Raw genomic sequence first — 18,124 nt, 5'->3', positions numbered from 1 at the left:
CTATTCAATTTTCACGGGAACTATCGGTTGCCGCTTCACTTTATCGAGGGGAGCTGCATGGTACTCGATGCGCCCGAAGTCTATCTGTCTCAAATCAATGCTTCTGATTGTACTGTTGTACATGGTGCGATAGTAGATGATACCGTTTGTCATATCTGTGGCCGATGTCCATTGGGTGGCACTTGGAATATTGGCAGGAACCTGGCCGAGGGGAAACTCGATGCCTACGGGTATATCAAAGTTATTCAGTATCTGAAAACATTGGAGAACGGTTTCCTGTGCGGTATTCTGTGGTGGTGTAGAAGTCTGGTAGAAAGCGGCACGGATAAAGCGGGAAGGGGGAGTCACATCTCCCGGAATTCCCAAAAAGCCGCTTCCCGAACCGAAAGGGGCTATAGTCACATTGCCCAGCGATTTGCTTTCGGCACTGCCCGGGTAGAGGTTCACATAATTATTTAAGTTGGTCATCTGCCAGTCAAAGCCGGGGGAGTTTGTCAATACTCCCAGTTTGTTTTCATAGAAACGGGGCTGTCCGTCGATGAACTCCAATACCAGTTGGCGGCCGGTCTTGTCTGCAATCCGCCAATGTACGGTGGAGGCACGCGGGTCAATGGCTATGACCGTTACATTTTCAATAGCCTCCTTTACCTCGTCCACAGTAGAAAAGCTTCCCAACAGCCATGATACCAATTGTAAATCGGCTATGCTCGACGCTTTTCGTGTGGGGTCGTACTCCTCGTATTTGCCATATCCGGGAAAGTAGAACAGCCCGGCGGAGAGCCCGGCTTCATTCAGACCTTCGGCCACGAACTCCTTTTGCTCCACTGCCAGGCCTACGTAGCCATAGCGTGAGGTGAACTCCATGCCGGACAGACTGCCTCCGGGTGTCAGTGATTGTTGCGAATAACCGCGCGGTACGATGACGTACTGGCTGTTCAGCTCACTGCCTCCCCATTCGATGGTGCGAGCTACGACGTGCGCATTGTCTTTGGCCGTCAGGGTGATACCGGTACATGCCTCTGCTGTTTGAGGGGCGAAGGAGAGGGCTGTCATTGCTGCCAGCAGGATAGGAATTCTTTTTGCCATATTATTCAGTTTATATTGTTGAGTATCTGTTTGTATACTAAACAACTCTGTATGGCAAAATGTTCCCTTACCAGAACCGGTACCCCAGCGTAAAGAATGCGGCGAAGTTCTTGGGAAAATATCCTCCTTCTTCCGAATGACCTATCATCTGGTTTATCTGCTCATTGACTTTTACCAGTCCCACTTGTGTTTCTGCACCGATGATGAATCTTCTGTATTCAAAAGTAAGTCCCAGGGCAATACCTGCATCGAAACGGTTGTTACCCATTTTCCCGTCTACCATACTGCCGAAAGTGTCTATCTTGAACTGGTATCCTCCCTGCATACTGCTGCTGCTATAATCGTAAGTCTCACCGGAAGTCTTGCCTGCCACACCTATGGCCGCATAAGGGCCGACACTCAGCGAGGCATGATAATCCTTGCCCAGATGGAGGCGGGCCGCTATCATGAGGGGGATTTGCAGATACAGTTCATGCATTTTGGCCTTGCCGATGTGGCTTATCTCGTCTTTACCGCCGATGGACACGAATTCCAATGCGGATTGCAGCACCCAGGTCTTGTTGAGGACATATTCTGTACCGACACCAGCTTTGTAAGCTATTTGGGTGTCACTACTGGAGTGTTTTCCATGAAAATGGGAGGTACCGATTCCAGCTTTTGCATGAAAGGACAGCGGGCTTTGTGCCAGACCGGTCAGTACGGTCATTGCCATACAGACGGTAATGATTATCTTCTTCTTCATGAGTAAATTTTTCCGTTTTCGGTTATGAGTAATACTGTTAGTTCGCTGTTGGGCAGCAAGGGGTCACAGTGCCGGTGACAGAGCTCAATCAGTGCCTTGCCAAACTTTTCCAGCAGCTCTTCGGGAATGATGTCCCAAAGTTCGCGCGCCAGGTTCATCTGTCCGATGGCGGCAAGTGTTTCTTCGCTGCATCCCGCTTGGCGTGCCAGGTCTTGAATGAATTCCTTATTCATGGTCACTTTCTTGCTGTGGGTATCTAGATTGCCTTCGGCCAGTTTCACGGCCTTTCCCATCATCACGCCGAGGGTGACGTGCGGTACTTGCTCTTCGGCTGCTATTTTCAAGGTTTCGCCGATAAAGTTGCCGTAGTGCACGAAAGCCTGGGTGGGGAGGTCGGGATAATACGCCTTGATGAAACGTTCGCTCTTTGCGCCGGAGCTGATGACGATACGAGGGTTCCGGGTTGCCTTTGCCACTTCCATGGACTTCCGGATGGAATTGATGAAGGCTTCCGAGGAGAATGGCTTCACGATGCCGGAGGTCCCGATAATGGAAATGCCTCCTTCGATACCGAGGCGGGGATTGAAGGTGCGTTTGGCTATTTCTTCTCCACCGGGGATGGAGATGGTAATGAGAATAGGATTGGGCTGTTTGGCAATATGGAGGCGTTCAAGCCATAGCTTGACGTTCTTCTTTATCATTTCGCGTGGGGTGTCGTTGATGGCAGAGCTACCGAGCTCAAGTCCCAGACCGGGCATGGTGATGACACCTACGCCTTCGCCGCCGCAGACGATGATGTTGTAGTCGTCCTGGGGAGTGTCTTCCGGCAGCGGGTCGTCTATGCGGAAAGGTATGGCTATATTGGCCACAACTTTCATCCCGTTGGTGATGTCCGGGTCGTCGCCGGCATCCTTGATGACGGTAGCGCTTGTCTCGAACATGCCGTCACCGTTTTCCAGAAGGTCGGAGTGGGGAATATGGTGCTGCGGCTCTACGGGAACCTGTATGGTTTCTCCGTTGGGAAGAACTACCGGAAATTCCGTAGGACGCTTTTTGAAGTAGATATTGAATACATCCCAGGTGGCGGCTACGGCGGCAGCGGCGGCACATGTTCCGGTAGTCAGTCCGCTGCGCAGGGGGAAGAAGTCGGGTAAATGTTTCTCGACTATGCGGCGCAGGCCATGCTCGCCGTTTACACAGATAAACTTGCCGGATGTCTCGGGGCGTCGGATGGCAAAGATGCGTATACCCAGTTGCCGGGCAGCTTCCACCTTCTCGCAGAATCCACCGGATATCCCGCTTTCCTTGAGGAGTATGGCTTCGGGATGAAGCTGTTTCATCAGGATTTGCTCGTCTTCTCCGGGCGTGTAGTAGTAGAGGTTCTTCTCGGAGAAACCTTGTTCCCGGGCGAGCTTGCGCGAGCTGTCACGGTCAAGGATGCGGAAGTAACAGCAGGCATTCTGCCACAAAGGCTTCAGCTTACCTATGGTCTGTACGCCGGTCAGTGCAAGTAAGATGAAAATCTTTTCTTTCTGTATCTTCTCAATGGCATCGTCATAATCTCTGCACCAGGTGATGTGTTCTTCATCGCGTTCCGGGAAGATACGCTCGAAACGGATGACGGGGATATTCGATTCCACGGAGACTTGTTCCAGAGTCTCATGCAGCTGTGTGGCAAAGGGGTGCGCGGCGTCTATCAGCAGCTTTATGTGATGCTGTGCACAGAATGTTTCTATTTCTATTGCATCCATAGCGCCTTGCAGGCGGATGCCATTATGTAGAAGTACGTCCTGCTCATCCCCTTTGGTAGAATAGTAGAAAGTTTTTCCGGCTTCTTCAAGGGTTTGGATGGCTATGCGTCCTTCGGTGGTTCCGCCAAATATTAATATCATGTTTGAATGTTTATGGGTGATTAATCGTTGATTTATTTCCGGTACAGATGCTTGAACTCGTGTGCATAGAGCCGTGACAAACCTTCACGGTTGCCGATGGCTTCGCCTACGACAATCATGGTTGTCAAGGTGAGGTTATTTTCCTTCACTATCCTGGCAAGGTCTTTGAGTTCCCCCCTGAATATTTGTTCGTCTTTCCATGTCAAGTGGTAGCAGACAGCTACGGGGGTAGTTTCCGGATATTCCTGCAACAGTTCTTCCTGCACCTGCTCTGCAATGCTTGCACTGAGGAAGATGCACATGGTACTTTGTGAGCGTGCCATGAGATGTAGCTTTTCGCGTTCGGGCATGGGCGTGCGTCCTTCGCCGCGTGTTAGGATGATGCTTTGCACTTTTTCCGGAATGGTGAACTGCGACTTCAAGGCAGCTGCCGCCGCCTGGAAGGAGGATATGCCGGGGGTGATGTGGTAGCTCATACCGTGCTGGTCAAAGTAGTTCATCTGTTCCTGAATGGCACCATAGATACAAGGGTCACCCGTATGCAGGCGTACGATGAATTTTCCCTTGTCATAGAACTTCTTCATCACTTCAAATTGTTCCTCCAAATCCATGGAAGCGGAGCTGAGTACGGTAGCACCGGCCTTGGCACAGAGAGTCAGCTCCCTGGGAACGAGACTGCCGGCATACAGAATGAGGTCGGCGCGTTCCAGCATTTGGCGTCCGCGTACGGAAACCAGGTCCGGGTCGCCCGGGCCGGCACCCACTATTTCGATGTGGCCCTGGCGCACAGTTCTTATGTCAAGGGCGGCGGCCACGGTATAGTTCTCTCCTTTCTTCTTGGGCACCAGCAGCCGGGAGTTGTTTGCACTCAGTAAGGCGGCGGCTTCGCTGACGCTGGGGGTACCCATGTGCTTCATGACGGTTTTGCTGGGATGGGGCACCTCTATCTCTGCCAGTTCCTCGGCTGTATAGAAGTAGACCGGGAACTTCTTTTGGAGCGCTTTCACTACCGGTTCGTCACTTTTGGCTTTAATCGTGGAGATGGAGGCGATGCTTTGGGGCATGATACCGTATTCCTTCAGCGTGTTCATAATCTCTTTCTCCACTTTCCGTACGGGACCTGCCAGCCGGGCAAGGCCGATGCCGAGGTGTACGACACAGGGCACGTAGCATATCATAGGCATTTCCGGGAAGTTGGGGACTTGGGGAGATACGCACAGAATCAGTTTGAAGCGTGAAGGTTTAATGTCCTGCACCCGGTAGAATACTTCTACATGAGGCGGCAGGTGCGCCTCCATCCAGTCCGTGCCTTCATTGCGCACCGTGAGCAGCAGGGCGGTGGGCTTGCCGGAAACGAAGAGGCTGATATGCTCGTTCATGCATACTCTTTTTTTCTCTTCGGGCGTCTTGGCAAGTTCTGCCAACAGGAGGGTGGAGGGCTCGGCGTTGATGACCGGAAACCACCCGAAACGTTGGGGCAGGGTATCGAGTCCCCATAGACCGGTGCAGTCGCTTTGCGTGGTGACTACCGGTTCGGCCCCGAGGATATTCGCTACCTGGTGGGTCAGTTCGTTGGCTCCTCCGATGTGTCCGGAAAGTACGGAGATGGCAAATTTACCGGTACTGTCCACGCAAACCACGGCAGGGTCGGTATATTTGTTCTTCACGCAAGGAGCGATGGTGCGGACACAGATTCCCATGGCGCCAATGAAGACAAAGGCATCATAGCGGTTGAAGTTTTCCGCTGTGAATTTGCCGGCGGATTCTATATGTGTGCATCCCTCTTCGTGCCTGAGGGTGAAGATTTCGGAGTCGGGAAGTTCGTTGAGTAGTGATTGGGCTATGCTCAAACCGGCTTCGGAGATTAGAATAATAGCTGTTTTCATAATGGGTATGTTTAAGAAAGCGTGGCTTTCATAATTTCAATGGGGTTATATTCGTTCAAGGCGATATGGGTGGAAGGGTGGAGCACCATTCCGTTCCGCTCGATTCCTCGGCAGAACGCCTCCTTGCTTTCTGCCGATACGGAGTTGAAGACGATGCAGCCTTCGGGGTGCAGCACTTGTTTCACTTTCTCTATCATTTCCTCCAGATGTCCGCCGTGTCCACCGATGAAGACGGCATCGGGGCGGGCAAAGGGAGTGAGGTCGGTGTGCAGGAAATCTCCGGTTACCGCCGTAATGCCCGGTGCGCCGAAGCGGCGGGAGTTGGTGTCCATCAGCTCTTTTCCTTCGGGGCGTATCTCGAAGGAGATGACGGCGAGATGAGGAAATTGCAGGCGGGCTTCGATGGAGACGGAACCGGTACAGAAACCGATGTCCCAGAAGACGCGGCGGCGGTTCAGTTCCAATGCCTGCAGGGTGAGCAGGCGGATGGGAGCCTTGGTTATCATGCGGGCGCGTCCGTCAAGATGTGCAAACTCTTCATCGGGGATGCCGAAGGGACGGACTGGAAAGTCTGGGGCTTCGCTACCGTGCAGGGAGTTTGTGCGGCATTGTCCGAGATGGCTGTCCAGCAGCAAGCAGTTGGGATGTTCGAAGTCACCGGAAACCGCTTCCCGGGGTGTCATCCGGCGTATGCGTTCCTTTTCGGGATTGCCGAGATGCTCGCCGATGTATAGTGTGTAGTGGGAGTACCCGTATTCCAGCATGCGGGCGGCAATGGTGACCGGGGTATGTTCGCGGTCGGTGAGGATGCCTATTTTGGGTACATGCTCTATGAGGGCACGGTCGAACTCCTGCCACGGGCGTCCTGTCAGGGAGACGGTGCGCATGTCGTCATACGGCATGACGAGGCGGTGTGCCAATGTCTGCAAGGAATTGAAAGCGGGATAGAGCAGAATGTCTGCCTCGGGAAGCTTACGCTTTATGGTATTGGCAAAACCGAAGAATAACGGGTCGCCGGACGCGAATACAATGATGGAGTCGTCCGTAGCCGTCTCTTCGAAGCGGGTAAATATTTCTTCATAATGGGAAAAGACGTGGTCCAGCGGTACGGTGATGGAAATCCATTCGGCCCCGGCAGGCAGCAGAGGACCGACAATCTCCTTATGCCGTATGCCACCGGAGAAAACCTTCCCCTTCCGTATCTGCGCCAGTGCTTCCGGTGGAAAGAAGGGGGAACGGTTGTCATCCATTCCTATGATTATAAATCTGTGTTTCATTCAACGGGTAATCTTATGAAAATATCAAGTAATGTAAAGGGGCATAACAAGTAATGTTATCGGTCGTAACAAGTAATGTTATGGAATGTCTTTTTTCACTTACACATCCCTGCCCGGGCGCAACTGCTCCGCATCGTTGTAGCACAACACGGAGTTCACCAGCGTGGCAGCCAAGTTGCTGCCTCCCTTACGTCCTTCTACGATAATCTTGGGTATTTCCGTAAAGGGTTTCACCATGTGTTTGGACTCTTGCACATGCACAAAGCCTACCGGTGCGGCAACAATGCCCGCCGGATGTGCCTTGCCCTTACGTATCAGGTCGCAGAGTTCCATAAGTGCCGTAGGTGCATTGCCGAATACAAAGAAAGCATCGGGATGCTCCTCCACAGCCAGGCGGATGCCTGCCTGGGTACGGGTGAGGCCTTTCTCTGCAGCCATCGTCGCCGTGCGCGGGTCGCCGAGGTAACATTTCACCTCTATGCCCAGCCGCTGCAAAGCTCCTTTGCGGATACCGCTGGCTGCCATCGTGACGTCTGTGACAATCGTCTTGATTCCGCCTTTCTCGATGGCTTGATACAAGGAAGCCACGGCACCTTCGTCCGTATGCAGCAGATGCTCCATTTCAAAATCGGCGGTGGTATGTATGGCATGGAGTAAAGCCCATTTATGGTCGAGGGGAATATGCTTGTTCTTCAGTTCCTTTTCGATGGTACGGAAACTGCGAATCATGATGTCTTGCCCGATGCCCGTGGCTTCGGTATTCGTGTCCCGGTAATAGCCGCGCGGAGTGATGAAGGCTCCGTTCCATTCGTAGGACTGTGAGTTGCCTATCAATACGACTGTAAACATATCCACCTCTTCGGGATTGAAATCTCCCAGCGTGGTGATGTGTACCGCTTGTTCCGGGCGTCCTGCCTGGCGCACATATCCCACGGGCGTTTCCGGTGAGCGTCCTTCCTGCAGAAAGAGTTCTTTCAAGCGGTAAAGCTGCCAGTAGCGTCCTTCACTTTTGGGGTTGTAGACTGCCGTCACGAAGTCGGCGGCAGCGGCTGCGGTGATACGTCTTTCAATACGTTCCCAGGGAGTCATCAGGTCTGAAAGGGAGATGACACAGAAGTCATGTCCTACGGGAGCTCCCAGCAGTGAGGCTGCCTTTTGGAAAGCGCTGATGCCCGGCAGCGAAACGATTTCTACGTCGCTGTTCCTTTCCCGCTTCATCTCGTAGACAAGCGGCGTCATACCATAAATGCCCGCATCCCCGGAACTGATGACGCAGACCGTCTTTCCCTGCTCCGCCAGCTCGAAAGCCTGCTCGGCACGGGCGCGCTCACGCTTCATGCCGGTATCTATGCATGCTGTTGAGGGGTGGAGATAAGGGGTTACAAATTGGAAATAGTACTTATATCCCACCACTACATCTGATTCTTGCAAAGCGGAAATTACGGCGGGAGTTATATCCGATTCATTGCCCGGTCCGATGCCGGCAACAATTATTTTGGGGTGTTTCATATCCATATGTTCTATTGGCATACAAAGATAGAACTTATATTTGATGAAACCGAAAAAACTCTGTGTTAATCCGCGTAATCTGTGGTGAATCCTTATTGTCTAAACCTGTAAGTGCCGGTATTCGCTCGGAGTATAGCCTACGTTCTTCTTGAACACGCGGTTGAAGTGCTGCGAATACTGGTATCCCAGCTCATAGGCAATCTGGCTGACCGTCTTCCCGCTTCCTATAATCATTTCTTTGGCCAGGTCGATGATTTTGTTCTGGATATATTCCTGCGCCGTCTTTCCGGTTTCCTTCTTCACCAAATCTCCGAAATAGTTGGAGGAGAGGAACACTTTGTCTGCGAAGTATTTCACGGAAGGCAGTCCTTCGGTCTGCGGTTTGTCGCTCTGGAAATAGTCGTCTATCAGTGCTTCAAATTTCATCAGGATGTCTTTGTTGGCTGCCGAGCGGGTGATGAACTGGCGTTCGTAGAAACGCATGCAGTAGTCCAGCAGTAGCTCGATGTTGCGTGCAATCAGACCCTTGCTGTGCTTGTCGATGGGGCGTTGGATTTCCATCTTAATCTTCTTCAGACAGTCGAGGAAGATTTCTTTCTCGTCTTCGGACAAATGCAGTGCCTCGGTAGAGGAATAGGAAAAGAAGGAATACTGCTTTATTCCCTGTCCCAGCGAGGTGCCTTTTATCAAGTCGGGGTGGAACAGCAGGCCGGAGGCGCTGGGCTGCATACCTTCCAGCATGTTGACCTCGGTCACCTGGCCCGGGGCGAAGCTGGTTACCGTGCCTTCCTGGTAATCGTAATACTGTTTTCCATAGCGTATGTCTCCGCATTTGGTGTTTTTGAGGAAAAGGGCGTATACGCCATAGTTCAAGGTGAAATGCCTGGGATATCCGGTGGCTTCGGACAAATCGACTACGCTGACCAGCGGATGCAGGGTTTCGAGACCGAACATCTTGTTGTATTGGTCTACAGCATTGAGCTTGATTACTTCTTCCATAAACGTTCCTGTTAGTTTTGTACAAATGTAGAGAATAATCCGGAAAGTTCCATATCGCAGGAGGAGGAATCCGTAATATGGTTACAAATGTCCGTAATCTGTGTACATTGAAAAGAGCTACACCCTTTGTCCGGAATGGTGTAGCCATCCGGAGCAAAGGGTGTAGCCTTGGTATGTAAAAGGTGTAGCCCTTTTACGCTTGCTGGTTATCAATCTTTTAGCATAGCTTTGATGTGTTCCATATAGAGCTGGCGGATGGCTTTGTTTTCGCCCAGTCCCTGCATGCGTACATTCACTTGATAGCTTTGCTTTTCAAGTTCCGTCTTCCACACGCCGGCAATGTCTTCCTTGGTATGGTTGCCGCATACCAACAGCAACGGAACCAATGTCACGCTCTTGGGGCGTGTCTCTTTCAGTTGCAGCAGGGTTGCGTCCAGGGTAGGATATCCTTCAATGGTGCTGACGTGGAAGTTCTTCAGTCCATGGGCTTTCATCATGAAGTCGAGCATGGCGTAAGTAGCCGTGCTGGGTAGCTGGTTGCCGTGCCCCACATAGACAATGTCTTCTTTCTTTTCCGGCTGTTCGGCGGTCAGTATACCGATTACCTTCTCGCAGTCTTCGACGGAGTAGAGCAGGGGATTTCCCACTTTTATCTCCTTGAAGAAGGGACGGAGCTTGTCTGCATCCCTGCGGACGGAGGTCATCTCACTGCCTTCTATCAAGGTGGTGCTCTGGACGTAGATGGTCCGGTAGCCTTCGGCGCGAAGTTTCAGCAGTGCATCCGTAGGGCTGTCTTTGTACACACCCTCCTTGGCAAGTCTTTTTCGTACAATCGGCGAGATGTATGCTTCGCGCACTGTAAACTGCGGAAAGGCTTCTTGTGCCTCACGGGTCACGACGTCGAGCGTCAAGGCACGTGTCTGAGGGTCCGAACTGCCATAATGGGTGATGAGCAGAGCCGCCTTCTCCTCTTGTTGTGCGGAGGAGAAGAGGCTGATGCCGAGTAAATAGAGAGTGATGAAAAGATGTTTCATAATTGTTGTTGTTTCTAAATGCGTTATGGAGAGATTATTTTAGTCTGAGTGCCAGGCTGATTACTACCGAACGTCCCGGAGAATACAAGGCGAAGTTCTTGTTCAGCGGGCGGTTGTCCTTCTTGTTGAAGATATTGTCTATGCCGATGCCCGGTTCGATGACAAAGTTGCGGAAGCCGTCGAAGGTATGGCGGGTATTGAGGTTCCAGATGCCGTAGCCCGGAGCATTGCCGTCCGCGTCGCCCGGATAGTAGACTTTGCTTTGCAGACGACCGTTCAAGTTGAGGTTCAAGGTATAGTCGCTCCAGCTGTGTGTATAGTTTCCGGTGATGGTGGCTGTATGGCGTATGCTGCGCTCGATGTTTTGCCATTCGCCTCCTTCGTTCAGACCGCGTCCATAGGCGTAGGTATAGTTTCCGGCCAGGGTGAAGCCCGGGAACAGATTGCCGTTCAAGTTCACTTCAAAGCCTTTGACGGTAGCTTTCTCGAAGTTGAAGTAGTTCTTGACACTTAGGTTTTTCGTGGATGAAAGGTCACCGATTTCGGGGAACTCTTCACGCAACCGGTTCTGCTCTGCTTCTGGTAGGTCATCGAATTTGGTGGATTTGGAAGTTACCATGTTCTTTACGTAGTTCAAGTAGCCGGTGACGGAAGCACTGAAACGGCTGGTGCGGTATTCCATGTTGATGGAGTAATAGTTGCTGCGTTCGGGGTCGAGGTTCTCGTCACCCAATGAGATGGTGGCCCGTGTACCCATTGTCTTCTTGAACATGTGGTAGTAGAGCTCGTCGATGCCCGGAGCACGGAATCCGGCAGCATAGGTGGCACGTACATTGAAGTTGCCTATGTTGTACATGGCTGCCACTTTGGGGGTGAAGCGTCCACCCGTCTGTTCGTGATGGTCGTAGCGTACACCCGCAACACCGGTCAGATGGTTCCATAGCTTCACTTCATGCTGGCCGTAGGCTGATGCCGTATAGACACTTTTGTCCAAATCGGAGTCGGGACGGCGAAGCACTTCACAGCGATAGTCTGCACCGAACACCGTAGTGCTGTTGGTTGTAAAACCGAAGATACCTTTCAACTCGGCATCATGGAATTTCTGAAGCTTGGTAAGCGCATACTGTCCGGGCAGGTATCCGCTGTTTTCTATCAGGTATTTGTAGCGTGATGCGTAATTGTTTCCTGAATAGTCGAACTGGATAACGTTGCGTTTACTCAGTTTGTATTTGGCGCCTGCCCCCCAGTTGTAACCTTCGTAGGCAGTGTTGTACTTGCTTCCGCCGGTGATGTCTTCGCGTTCTACCGGACGTTCGAGTCCGCGGTTATAGTATCCGCCGTTGGCATAGAAGGAAAGCTGGTCCGTAGCATCATAGGTAAACTTCTGCGAAAAGTTATTCGAGCTGTAGCCCAGGGAGAGCGGGGCAATCGTTTCGATGATGTCTTCTCCATCTTCTGTCAGATGGCTGTTTTGCCAACCGTCGGAGTGGTCGTATTTATAGGAAGTATAGGACCCTATTTTTCCTTGGGCGATGTCCAGATTCAAGCCTTGGGAGAATTGATTCTTTCTCGTATAGCTGCTATTGCTGCTGAAGGCTACCACATCTTTAGGCTCGTTGGTAATGATATTGATTACACCGCCGATGGCATCCGAACCATAAAGGGAAGAAGCTGCTCCGTTCAGCACCTCGATGCGCTTGACGCGGGTCATGTCTATTTGGTTGAGGTCGATGTTACCGGTGATGTCTCCCGTGACCTTGCGTCCGTTTACCAATATCAGCACGTGTTTGTTGGAGAGTCCGTTCATCATCAGATAGGACCCCATCGCGTTCGGACGGAAAGAGAGCGAGGGTACCATCATGGTCAAGGCCTGCTGGAAGTCGGTGATACCGGCACGCTTTATCTCGTTGGCAGTGATAACCGATACCGGAGACGGAGTGTTCTTCAGTCGCTGATGTGTACCCGTACCCGTTACTACGACCGGGTTCAACTCGTGAGTTTTCTTGGTCATATCGTCGCTGTCACCTTTTTCTGCTTGTGCATAGGCACCGGTGGCGATGATTCCTCCCATAAGGAGAACTGTGAGAAGTCTTTTCTTTATCATATATTGTTTTATTTTATATAACGCTGCAAATGTACATACCATTATCGGAGGGTGAAATACTTAATAGTTGTTATACTGCGATGGCCAAATAGCTATTAATAGGTACTGTATTCCCTTATTCCGGCACATAGATAATCTCTCCATTTTCAAGCTGATAGGCAACTCCCACTTTCTTTCCTCTTTTACCGGAGGTCTTTTGGTCTTCGCTGGGAGTGTATTTCTTGATTTCCTGCCCTTCTTTGGTAATGATTTTCATATTTTCCTTTCCGGGATTCTTCACCATGGTGAAGTCTTCTTTAGAAAACATCTCCGTCATATTGAAGCGGGAGACGAGAGCCACCATCAAGGCTACGGCAAAGACCATCGCTACGTCAAAAAGATTGGCTACCGTACCCATGGGGTCGGAGTCCGAATCGCTGTGCAGTAATCTGTTTCTCTTACTCTTCATAGTTTTCGTATCGTTAGTCCGTTATTCCTTTTCGGCCGTTTGGCGGCTTATCACTTTGTACAGATATTCCAAGTCGTTCATTTCGCGGGCATACCAGCGTTGTTTCACTTGCAGGGTAATGACGCCGACAGCAGCAATGACCAGCCCTACCACTGTAGTGGCAAAAGCCACCTGCATATTGTAGGCCATGGAGGAGATGTCTCCTTGTGCCAGCCCCACCAGTGCGGGACCCATCGGGATGAGGGTACCCATCAGTCCCAACATGGGACCCAGTTTGATGAATGTACGCGAACGTCCCAACTCCTTCTCGGCTTCCATTTCATAGTTGGCAAGCAGGTGTTCGCAGTAGGCAGCGTCGTCCCAGTGTGCGGACAATTTGGACAAGTTGCGGAGGAGAGGGGAGTTGCCTGCCGATGGGAGTTGCTGCAGCAGTCCGTCTATATTCTCTGGGGTGATGTTCTCCAGTGTTTCAGTGAATTGCTTCTGTAATTTCATCCGCTGGTAGAACTCGCCGAAGAAACCTCCCGCAAGGATAATGGCACGTAGAAAGAATAGCAGCAGCAGGACTACGACGGGAACCAGCAGCCCGTTTGAAATCCAGAACAGTGTGTTTGAGATTGTTTCCATATATCTTTTTAGTTTTTAATTCTTTAATTTATTTCAATAGCCCGTAGCAATGATGCTCAATATAACAATGAAAATATTAACAATGAACAGTACTTCCAAGCGCAGTGGTTTATCACCGATAGCATGCCGCAGCAGAAGGCTCCCAGCACAAACTGCAAAGAAAGTAACACCGGCTGCTATCCATGAGAGACTGCCGAAATCTATTCCGGGAAAAGTGAAAAGCAGCAGTGCCAGGACATAGCATATTACTCCGCCTATCAGTATGCCGGGGTATAACTTCAGGAAGAGGGTGACCGCTTGTTTGAAGGCCGTGTTGCGGGTACGCATTTCTGCGAAACAGTCGAAACAGAAAGTTATCATTACGGCGGCTTCCAGGGTGACACATACCGACAAGTTTAACATCTGTGGACGGGAGGCAAAAAAAGATGCCACCACGGTCTTGGACTGTTCCGTCATCCATGGAGTCACCAGCCACGCAAAAAAGGCACAGCCTGCGGCAACCGTCCACATTCCCCAGCGTGGATAGAACCCCACCTTCAATAGAAAATTGAGGGCGATGAATAGGGCTAACAGATGAATGACGTATTCCATAATACTCTGTTTCTATTTATTCTTTTTCTTTCTCTTCAACAATACGACCAGTCCGATGAAGGTGATGACGACAAGACTGCCTGCAATCACTCCATTCACTCTGTTCTTACGTACCGTTTGTTCGGAAGTCTGTTTGTGTTCTTTCAGTACGACATCCTTGCCATCGGTTGCGGATGCTTCGTGTACCTCCTTCATGTTCTGGGTATAGGTCTGCTTCTCGCTATTATCCAACTGGTCGGCAACGAACGACTGTAGCTTGTCATTGTCGCAAACGAATTCGGTACAAGCGGCACCTTTTTCGCGTGTGATTTGTGCATGCAGGGAAGCAGTGGTTTTCAGTTGCTCATCAGATGCTTTCCAGTAACCTTTGCGGGCGCTTTCCAGCATGACGGCTGTCATAGCCTGGAATGCGGCGGGATTGACGCGGAGGAAGTACTCGTGAATGCCCAGCTTATTCTCATCCTTTATATACATTCTATACAAGTCATTGAACAGTTCTTTGTCCATGGCCGACGGACGCATGACGTGCCAGCCGAAGATGTTGCGGAAGATTTCGCCGAACATCTGCGCCGAACCTTCCCCGCCTTTCATCCGCTCTTGTATAAAGGTAGGGTTCAAGATGGTGGAACGTGTCTCTACGGCAATGGCCTCTTTGGCATCCTGCATGCGGCGGTTGGTCCGGTTGCGGTAGTCTGCCATATAAGCATCCGGTTCCTTGCCGGTCACGGTTTTGACGGTGAGCGAGAGTCCACCCGTAAATTCGTATACATGATCCAGGGAGATGGGGCCCCATGTGTTACTTTGACGGGGCTGGATGACAACATCCGTTTCGGACAGTGCCGAGGCAAACAAACCTTCCTGGACGTCTCCCCAATTTCCGTCGTCCCCATAAGAGGCACCCATATTGTTGAGGTATCCTTCGGCTATCTCCTTTTCGCTTTCCCACGAGCCGCTGTGCTCGGTATAGGCCATCATACCGGTACTGTATCCGCTGTTGATCGGTCCGAATACACGCATCACAGACATTTCACGGGCACGTTTGGGGGAAGTTCCCTTTTCCACCAGTAATTTTTCCTGCAACAGTGTACCCGATGCCACATAGTTGGGATAGGTCTCATCTCCGGCTTCCGATGCCAGACGTATAGCATCGGTCAGTAACTTCAAGCGGGAACCGGCTATGTCGCGTAGCTGTCCGGACACTTGTACCAGCACATTGATGCGCGGACGCCCCAGTTCTTCACTGGGCACCAGTTTCAGGTCAACCACTCTGCCTTGGGCGTCGCGTACGGGTTCTACTCCCAGCATCCAGAATACCTGGGCCAGCGTAGCTCCTTCCGTATTGATGAATTCGCCTGCCCAGAAGGTATAGCTTACTTTCCGGGGATATTCGCCGTGCTTGCTGATGTACTGTTTTAAAGTCGCTTCTGCCAATCGCTTTCCATCTTCCCAAGCCCTTGGGTTGGGAGTATTCTCGGCGTTGATGCTGTACATGTTGCGTCCGGTGGGCAGAACGTTCGGGTTCAGTACGGGGTCACCTCCCGGCGCAGGGAATACGGTTCCTCCGCTGAGTGCACGCACCATGGCATTCTGTTCGTTGACGGGGGAGGCAAGCAACTGTTCGCGATAGAGTAGGGCGGGGCGAAGCTCCGGTGCTACAGATGCAGTATCCTTGGGTGGATTCTGGAGTAAGGCGGTCAGTCTTTTCCTGGCGGCAGGCAAGTAGTGGTGGGCTATATAGGTGAAGTCTTGCAACTGCTCTGTGGTGATTTTGCCTTTATCGCGGTCCTTGCGGGCCGTTTCGTATGCCAGCGGGTCGGCAGCGACGGCGAGAGTGGTGGTCAGCAGGTCGCGGTCAGAATAAGGCTCGTTCATGGTGTAGTACGCACCCAGTATCTTTTCGTTGGCTATCTCTTCGGTGAAGGCATCCAGACGTTCCAACTCCTTGGTTGTGTAGGGGTCACTGGAGATGGAGTCGAGGTTGAGGTCGCGATGCAGTCCCAGACGCATGGCTTCTTTTTTGATACTTATTCCTAGGGTTCGGTGTTTTTCGGTACCTTCGTCCAGCACTTTGTGAATATCTTCGAGCAAGGCCGAATAGCGTTGGCGCATACCGCTCTCCACGTAGGGCGGAGTGAGATGGGTGACCAGTACGGCATGTGTCCGGCGTTTGGCAATGATACCCTCGCCTACGTTTCCGGTGGTATAGAAATAGAAGTGGGGGAGGTTACCAATCAGTACATCCGACCAGTCGGCCTGCGACTGTGCCACATTCTTTCCGGGCGTGTATTCCAAGTTGCCGTGGGTGCTGAAGTGAATCACTGCATCTGCCTTGAATCCTTTTTGCATATACAGATAAGGAGCCAGGTAGCTGTGGGGCGGCGCTACCGGCATTCCATGCACCAGTTTGAACTCATCATCTCCCAATGCCGGGCGGGGCTGGGGGAAGAGTAGGATATTGCCGAATTGCAGGCAGGCAATGGCAATACTGTCCTCTGTTACCAGCAGATTGCCGGGCGCATCTCCATATCTGTCTGTCACTTCCTGATATTTCTCGGGAAGGAGTACTTCGTGTGCCCATTGTTCGTATTGCTCGGTAGAAAGCCATATCGGGTGTGCCGTTTTCAAAAACTGTTCTTGTGCTCCTTTGGCATACGAACCCATGACGGCACCGTCACGATGTATCCGCTTGCCGAACTCCTCTACAGTAGCAGGCAGTCCACTGACGTCGTACCCTTCCGAACGCAGGCGTTTCAAGAAGTTATAGAGTGAAGGAATCACTTCCATACCGCTTGCCAGCAGGGCGTCTTTTCCCGGAGTCTTGAAGTAACAGATAGCAACGCGCTTTTCTTTGTTGGACATGTCTCTCAAGGACATGTACTTGGTAATATGGTCCACTACGGCATCTATCCGTTCATTTTCAGCGGTGTACAGATAGTATCCTTGTTTGTTTTCGTTTTGGGTAGCGATGCAGAGGGGTAGCATGCCTCCATCTATCTCAGGCACCACTACACGGGCGGTCAGTGTGCCACCGCTGACGGGGGTATCCGGGTCCAGCCATTCCTCGTGGGGCTGAATCAGCGGGAAGGGCATGAATAAAGGAATGTTTTCCTGGTGCAGCCAGTTGATGAGTGAGTCATTGCCCAGCCGTCCCATAGGCAGGTAGACTACTGCATCGGGATGGAGGGTACGTATCATATCGGCACGCAGTTGACCTCCGGCTGTGAAAGGATAGACATTGAAGCCTGCTTGTGTCAAGCACGTGATGAGGGAATCTACGTGGGCACGGTTTCCTTCCATCGGAAAGTTGAGTCCGGAAATCAGGGCAAGGTTGCGTCCGTCCTCATGGTAGAGATTTTTTTCTTTCAGATAGGCGGTCACCTCTTGCGGAGTACTGAAGTAGCGGCCGTATTCGCGGTGGTAGAACATGTTCTCCAGCAATGGGATGGGAGGCTCGTAATCCTGGTGTCCCCACCGGTGGGGAGTGGCGATGTGGCGCAGGTAGAGTAAGGCATTCCGGTAGTTGTGCTTGTTGCCGTTCTTGAGATACTCCCGTAGCGTATGCTGTTGTTCATTGGTAACATTGTGATTGAGGGAGAGGGTGAAATTTCGTAACGTATTCGTAAAGACTGGTACTCCGCTGGCACCCACCCGTTCCACTTCGGCAATCTGGCCGTCGTCAAGGTATAGCCCTCTGCTGTACATCACGATGGCATCATAGCCGGAAAGGTCCTTCACCTCTTCTTTTTTTATGCAGGTGACTTCTATCCGGGCGCAGTCATTGTTCAGGGCAATGTCGGCAGCTTGTGCCAGGGTTGCGTTGATAATAAGTATACGTGTAGGAGCAAGCCAGTACTGATAGGCCGCAAAGCTGCAGACAATCAATAGGGCTATGCTGCCGAGGAATATTCCAAGTCTTTTCTTATTCATAC

At 51.5% G+C, this 18,124-nt stretch carries 13 protein-coding genes; all 13 read right to left on the bottom strand.

Features of this window, described 5'->3' with window-relative positions:
* On the bottom strand, positions 1-1,086 hold the full coding sequence (locus tag DW800_RS15650; protein WP_119958194.1) for a linear amide C-N hydrolase: 1,086 nt from the start codon (positions 1,084-1,086) through the stop codon (positions 1-3).
* A gap of 67 nt (positions 1,087-1,153) precedes the next feature.
* On the bottom strand, positions 1,154-1,828 hold the full coding sequence (locus tag DW800_RS15645; protein ID WP_119958193.1) for an outer membrane beta-barrel protein: 675 nt from the start codon (positions 1,826-1,828) through the stop codon (positions 1,154-1,156).
* Positions 1,825-3,720: a cobalt-precorrin-5B (C(1))-methyltransferase CbiD gene (gene cbiD / locus DW800_RS15640; protein ID WP_119958192.1), complete on the bottom strand. Its 1,896-nt coding sequence runs from the start codon at positions 3,718-3,720 to the stop codon at positions 1,825-1,827. Before cbiD ends, DW800_RS15645 begins: the two co-directional genes overlap by 4 nt.
* A 32-nt stretch (positions 3,721-3,752) precedes the next feature.
* Positions 3,753-5,606 (bottom strand): precorrin-4 C(11)-methyltransferase, encoded by a 1,854-nt coding sequence (gene cobM, locus DW800_RS15635; RefSeq protein WP_005836662.1) that lies wholly within the window; start codon positions 5,604-5,606, stop codon positions 3,753-3,755.
* 11 nt (positions 5,607-5,617) lie between these two features.
* On the bottom strand, positions 5,618-6,883 hold the full coding sequence (gene cbiE / locus DW800_RS15630; RefSeq protein WP_119958191.1) for a precorrin-6y C5,15-methyltransferase (decarboxylating) subunit CbiE: 1,266 nt from the start codon (positions 6,881-6,883) through the stop codon (positions 5,618-5,620).
* A gap of 99 nt (positions 6,884-6,982) precedes the next feature.
* Positions 6,983-8,392: a precorrin-3B C(17)-methyltransferase gene (gene cobJ / locus DW800_RS15625; protein WP_034529850.1), complete on the bottom strand. Its 1,410-nt coding sequence runs from the start codon at positions 8,390-8,392 to the stop codon at positions 6,983-6,985.
* 99 nt (positions 8,393-8,491) lie between these two features.
* Positions 8,492-9,391 carry a helix-turn-helix domain-containing protein gene (locus tag DW800_RS15620; RefSeq protein ID WP_005836667.1) on the bottom strand — a complete coding sequence of 300 codons (900 nt, stop codon included), beginning with the start codon at positions 9,389-9,391 and terminating at the stop codon, positions 8,492-8,494.
* A 209-nt stretch (positions 9,392-9,600) separates the two neighbouring features.
* The gene (locus DW800_RS15615; RefSeq protein ID WP_005836669.1) at positions 9,601-10,425 is read right to left on the bottom strand and encodes a sirohydrochlorin cobaltochelatase; all 825 of its coding nucleotides are present in this window, start codon (positions 10,423-10,425) and stop codon (positions 9,601-9,603) included.
* A 34-nt stretch (positions 10,426-10,459) separates the two neighbouring features.
* Positions 10,460-12,529: a TonB-dependent receptor plug domain-containing protein gene (locus DW800_RS15610; protein ID WP_181978980.1), complete on the bottom strand. Its 2,070-nt coding sequence runs from the start codon at positions 12,527-12,529 to the stop codon at positions 10,460-10,462.
* Positions 12,530-12,644: 115 nt separating this feature from the next.
* Complete coding sequence (locus tag DW800_RS15605) at positions 12,645-12,977, bottom strand: DUF2149 domain-containing protein (RefSeq protein WP_022401020.1); 333 nt, start codon at positions 12,975-12,977, stop codon at positions 12,645-12,647.
* Positions 12,978-12,998: 21 nt separating this feature from the next.
* A complete protein-coding gene (locus DW800_RS15600) occupies positions 12,999-13,604 on the bottom strand; it encodes a MotA/TolQ/ExbB proton channel family protein (RefSeq protein WP_022401019.1) in 606 nt (201 codons plus the stop codon).
* A 33-nt stretch (positions 13,605-13,637) separates the two neighbouring features.
* Positions 13,638-14,195 carry a hypothetical protein gene (locus DW800_RS15595; protein ID WP_022401018.1) on the bottom strand — a complete coding sequence of 186 codons (558 nt, stop codon included), beginning with the start codon at positions 14,193-14,195 and terminating at the stop codon, positions 13,638-13,640.
* A gap of 12 nt (positions 14,196-14,207) precedes the next feature.
* On the bottom strand, positions 14,208-18,122 hold the full coding sequence (locus tag DW800_RS15590; RefSeq protein ID WP_119958190.1) for a cobaltochelatase subunit CobN: 3,915 nt from the start codon (positions 18,120-18,122) through the stop codon (positions 14,208-14,210).
* Between the last annotated feature and the right edge of the window lie 2 nt (positions 18,123-18,124).

The organism is Bacteroides sp. AM32-11AC, assembly GCF_003603515.1.
Lineage (GTDB): Bacteria > Bacteroidota > Bacteroidia > Bacteroidales > Bacteroidaceae > Bacteroides > Bacteroides uniformis.
Note: the sequence above shows the minus strand (reverse complement) of the source record. Positions and strands in the feature narration are given on the sequence as shown.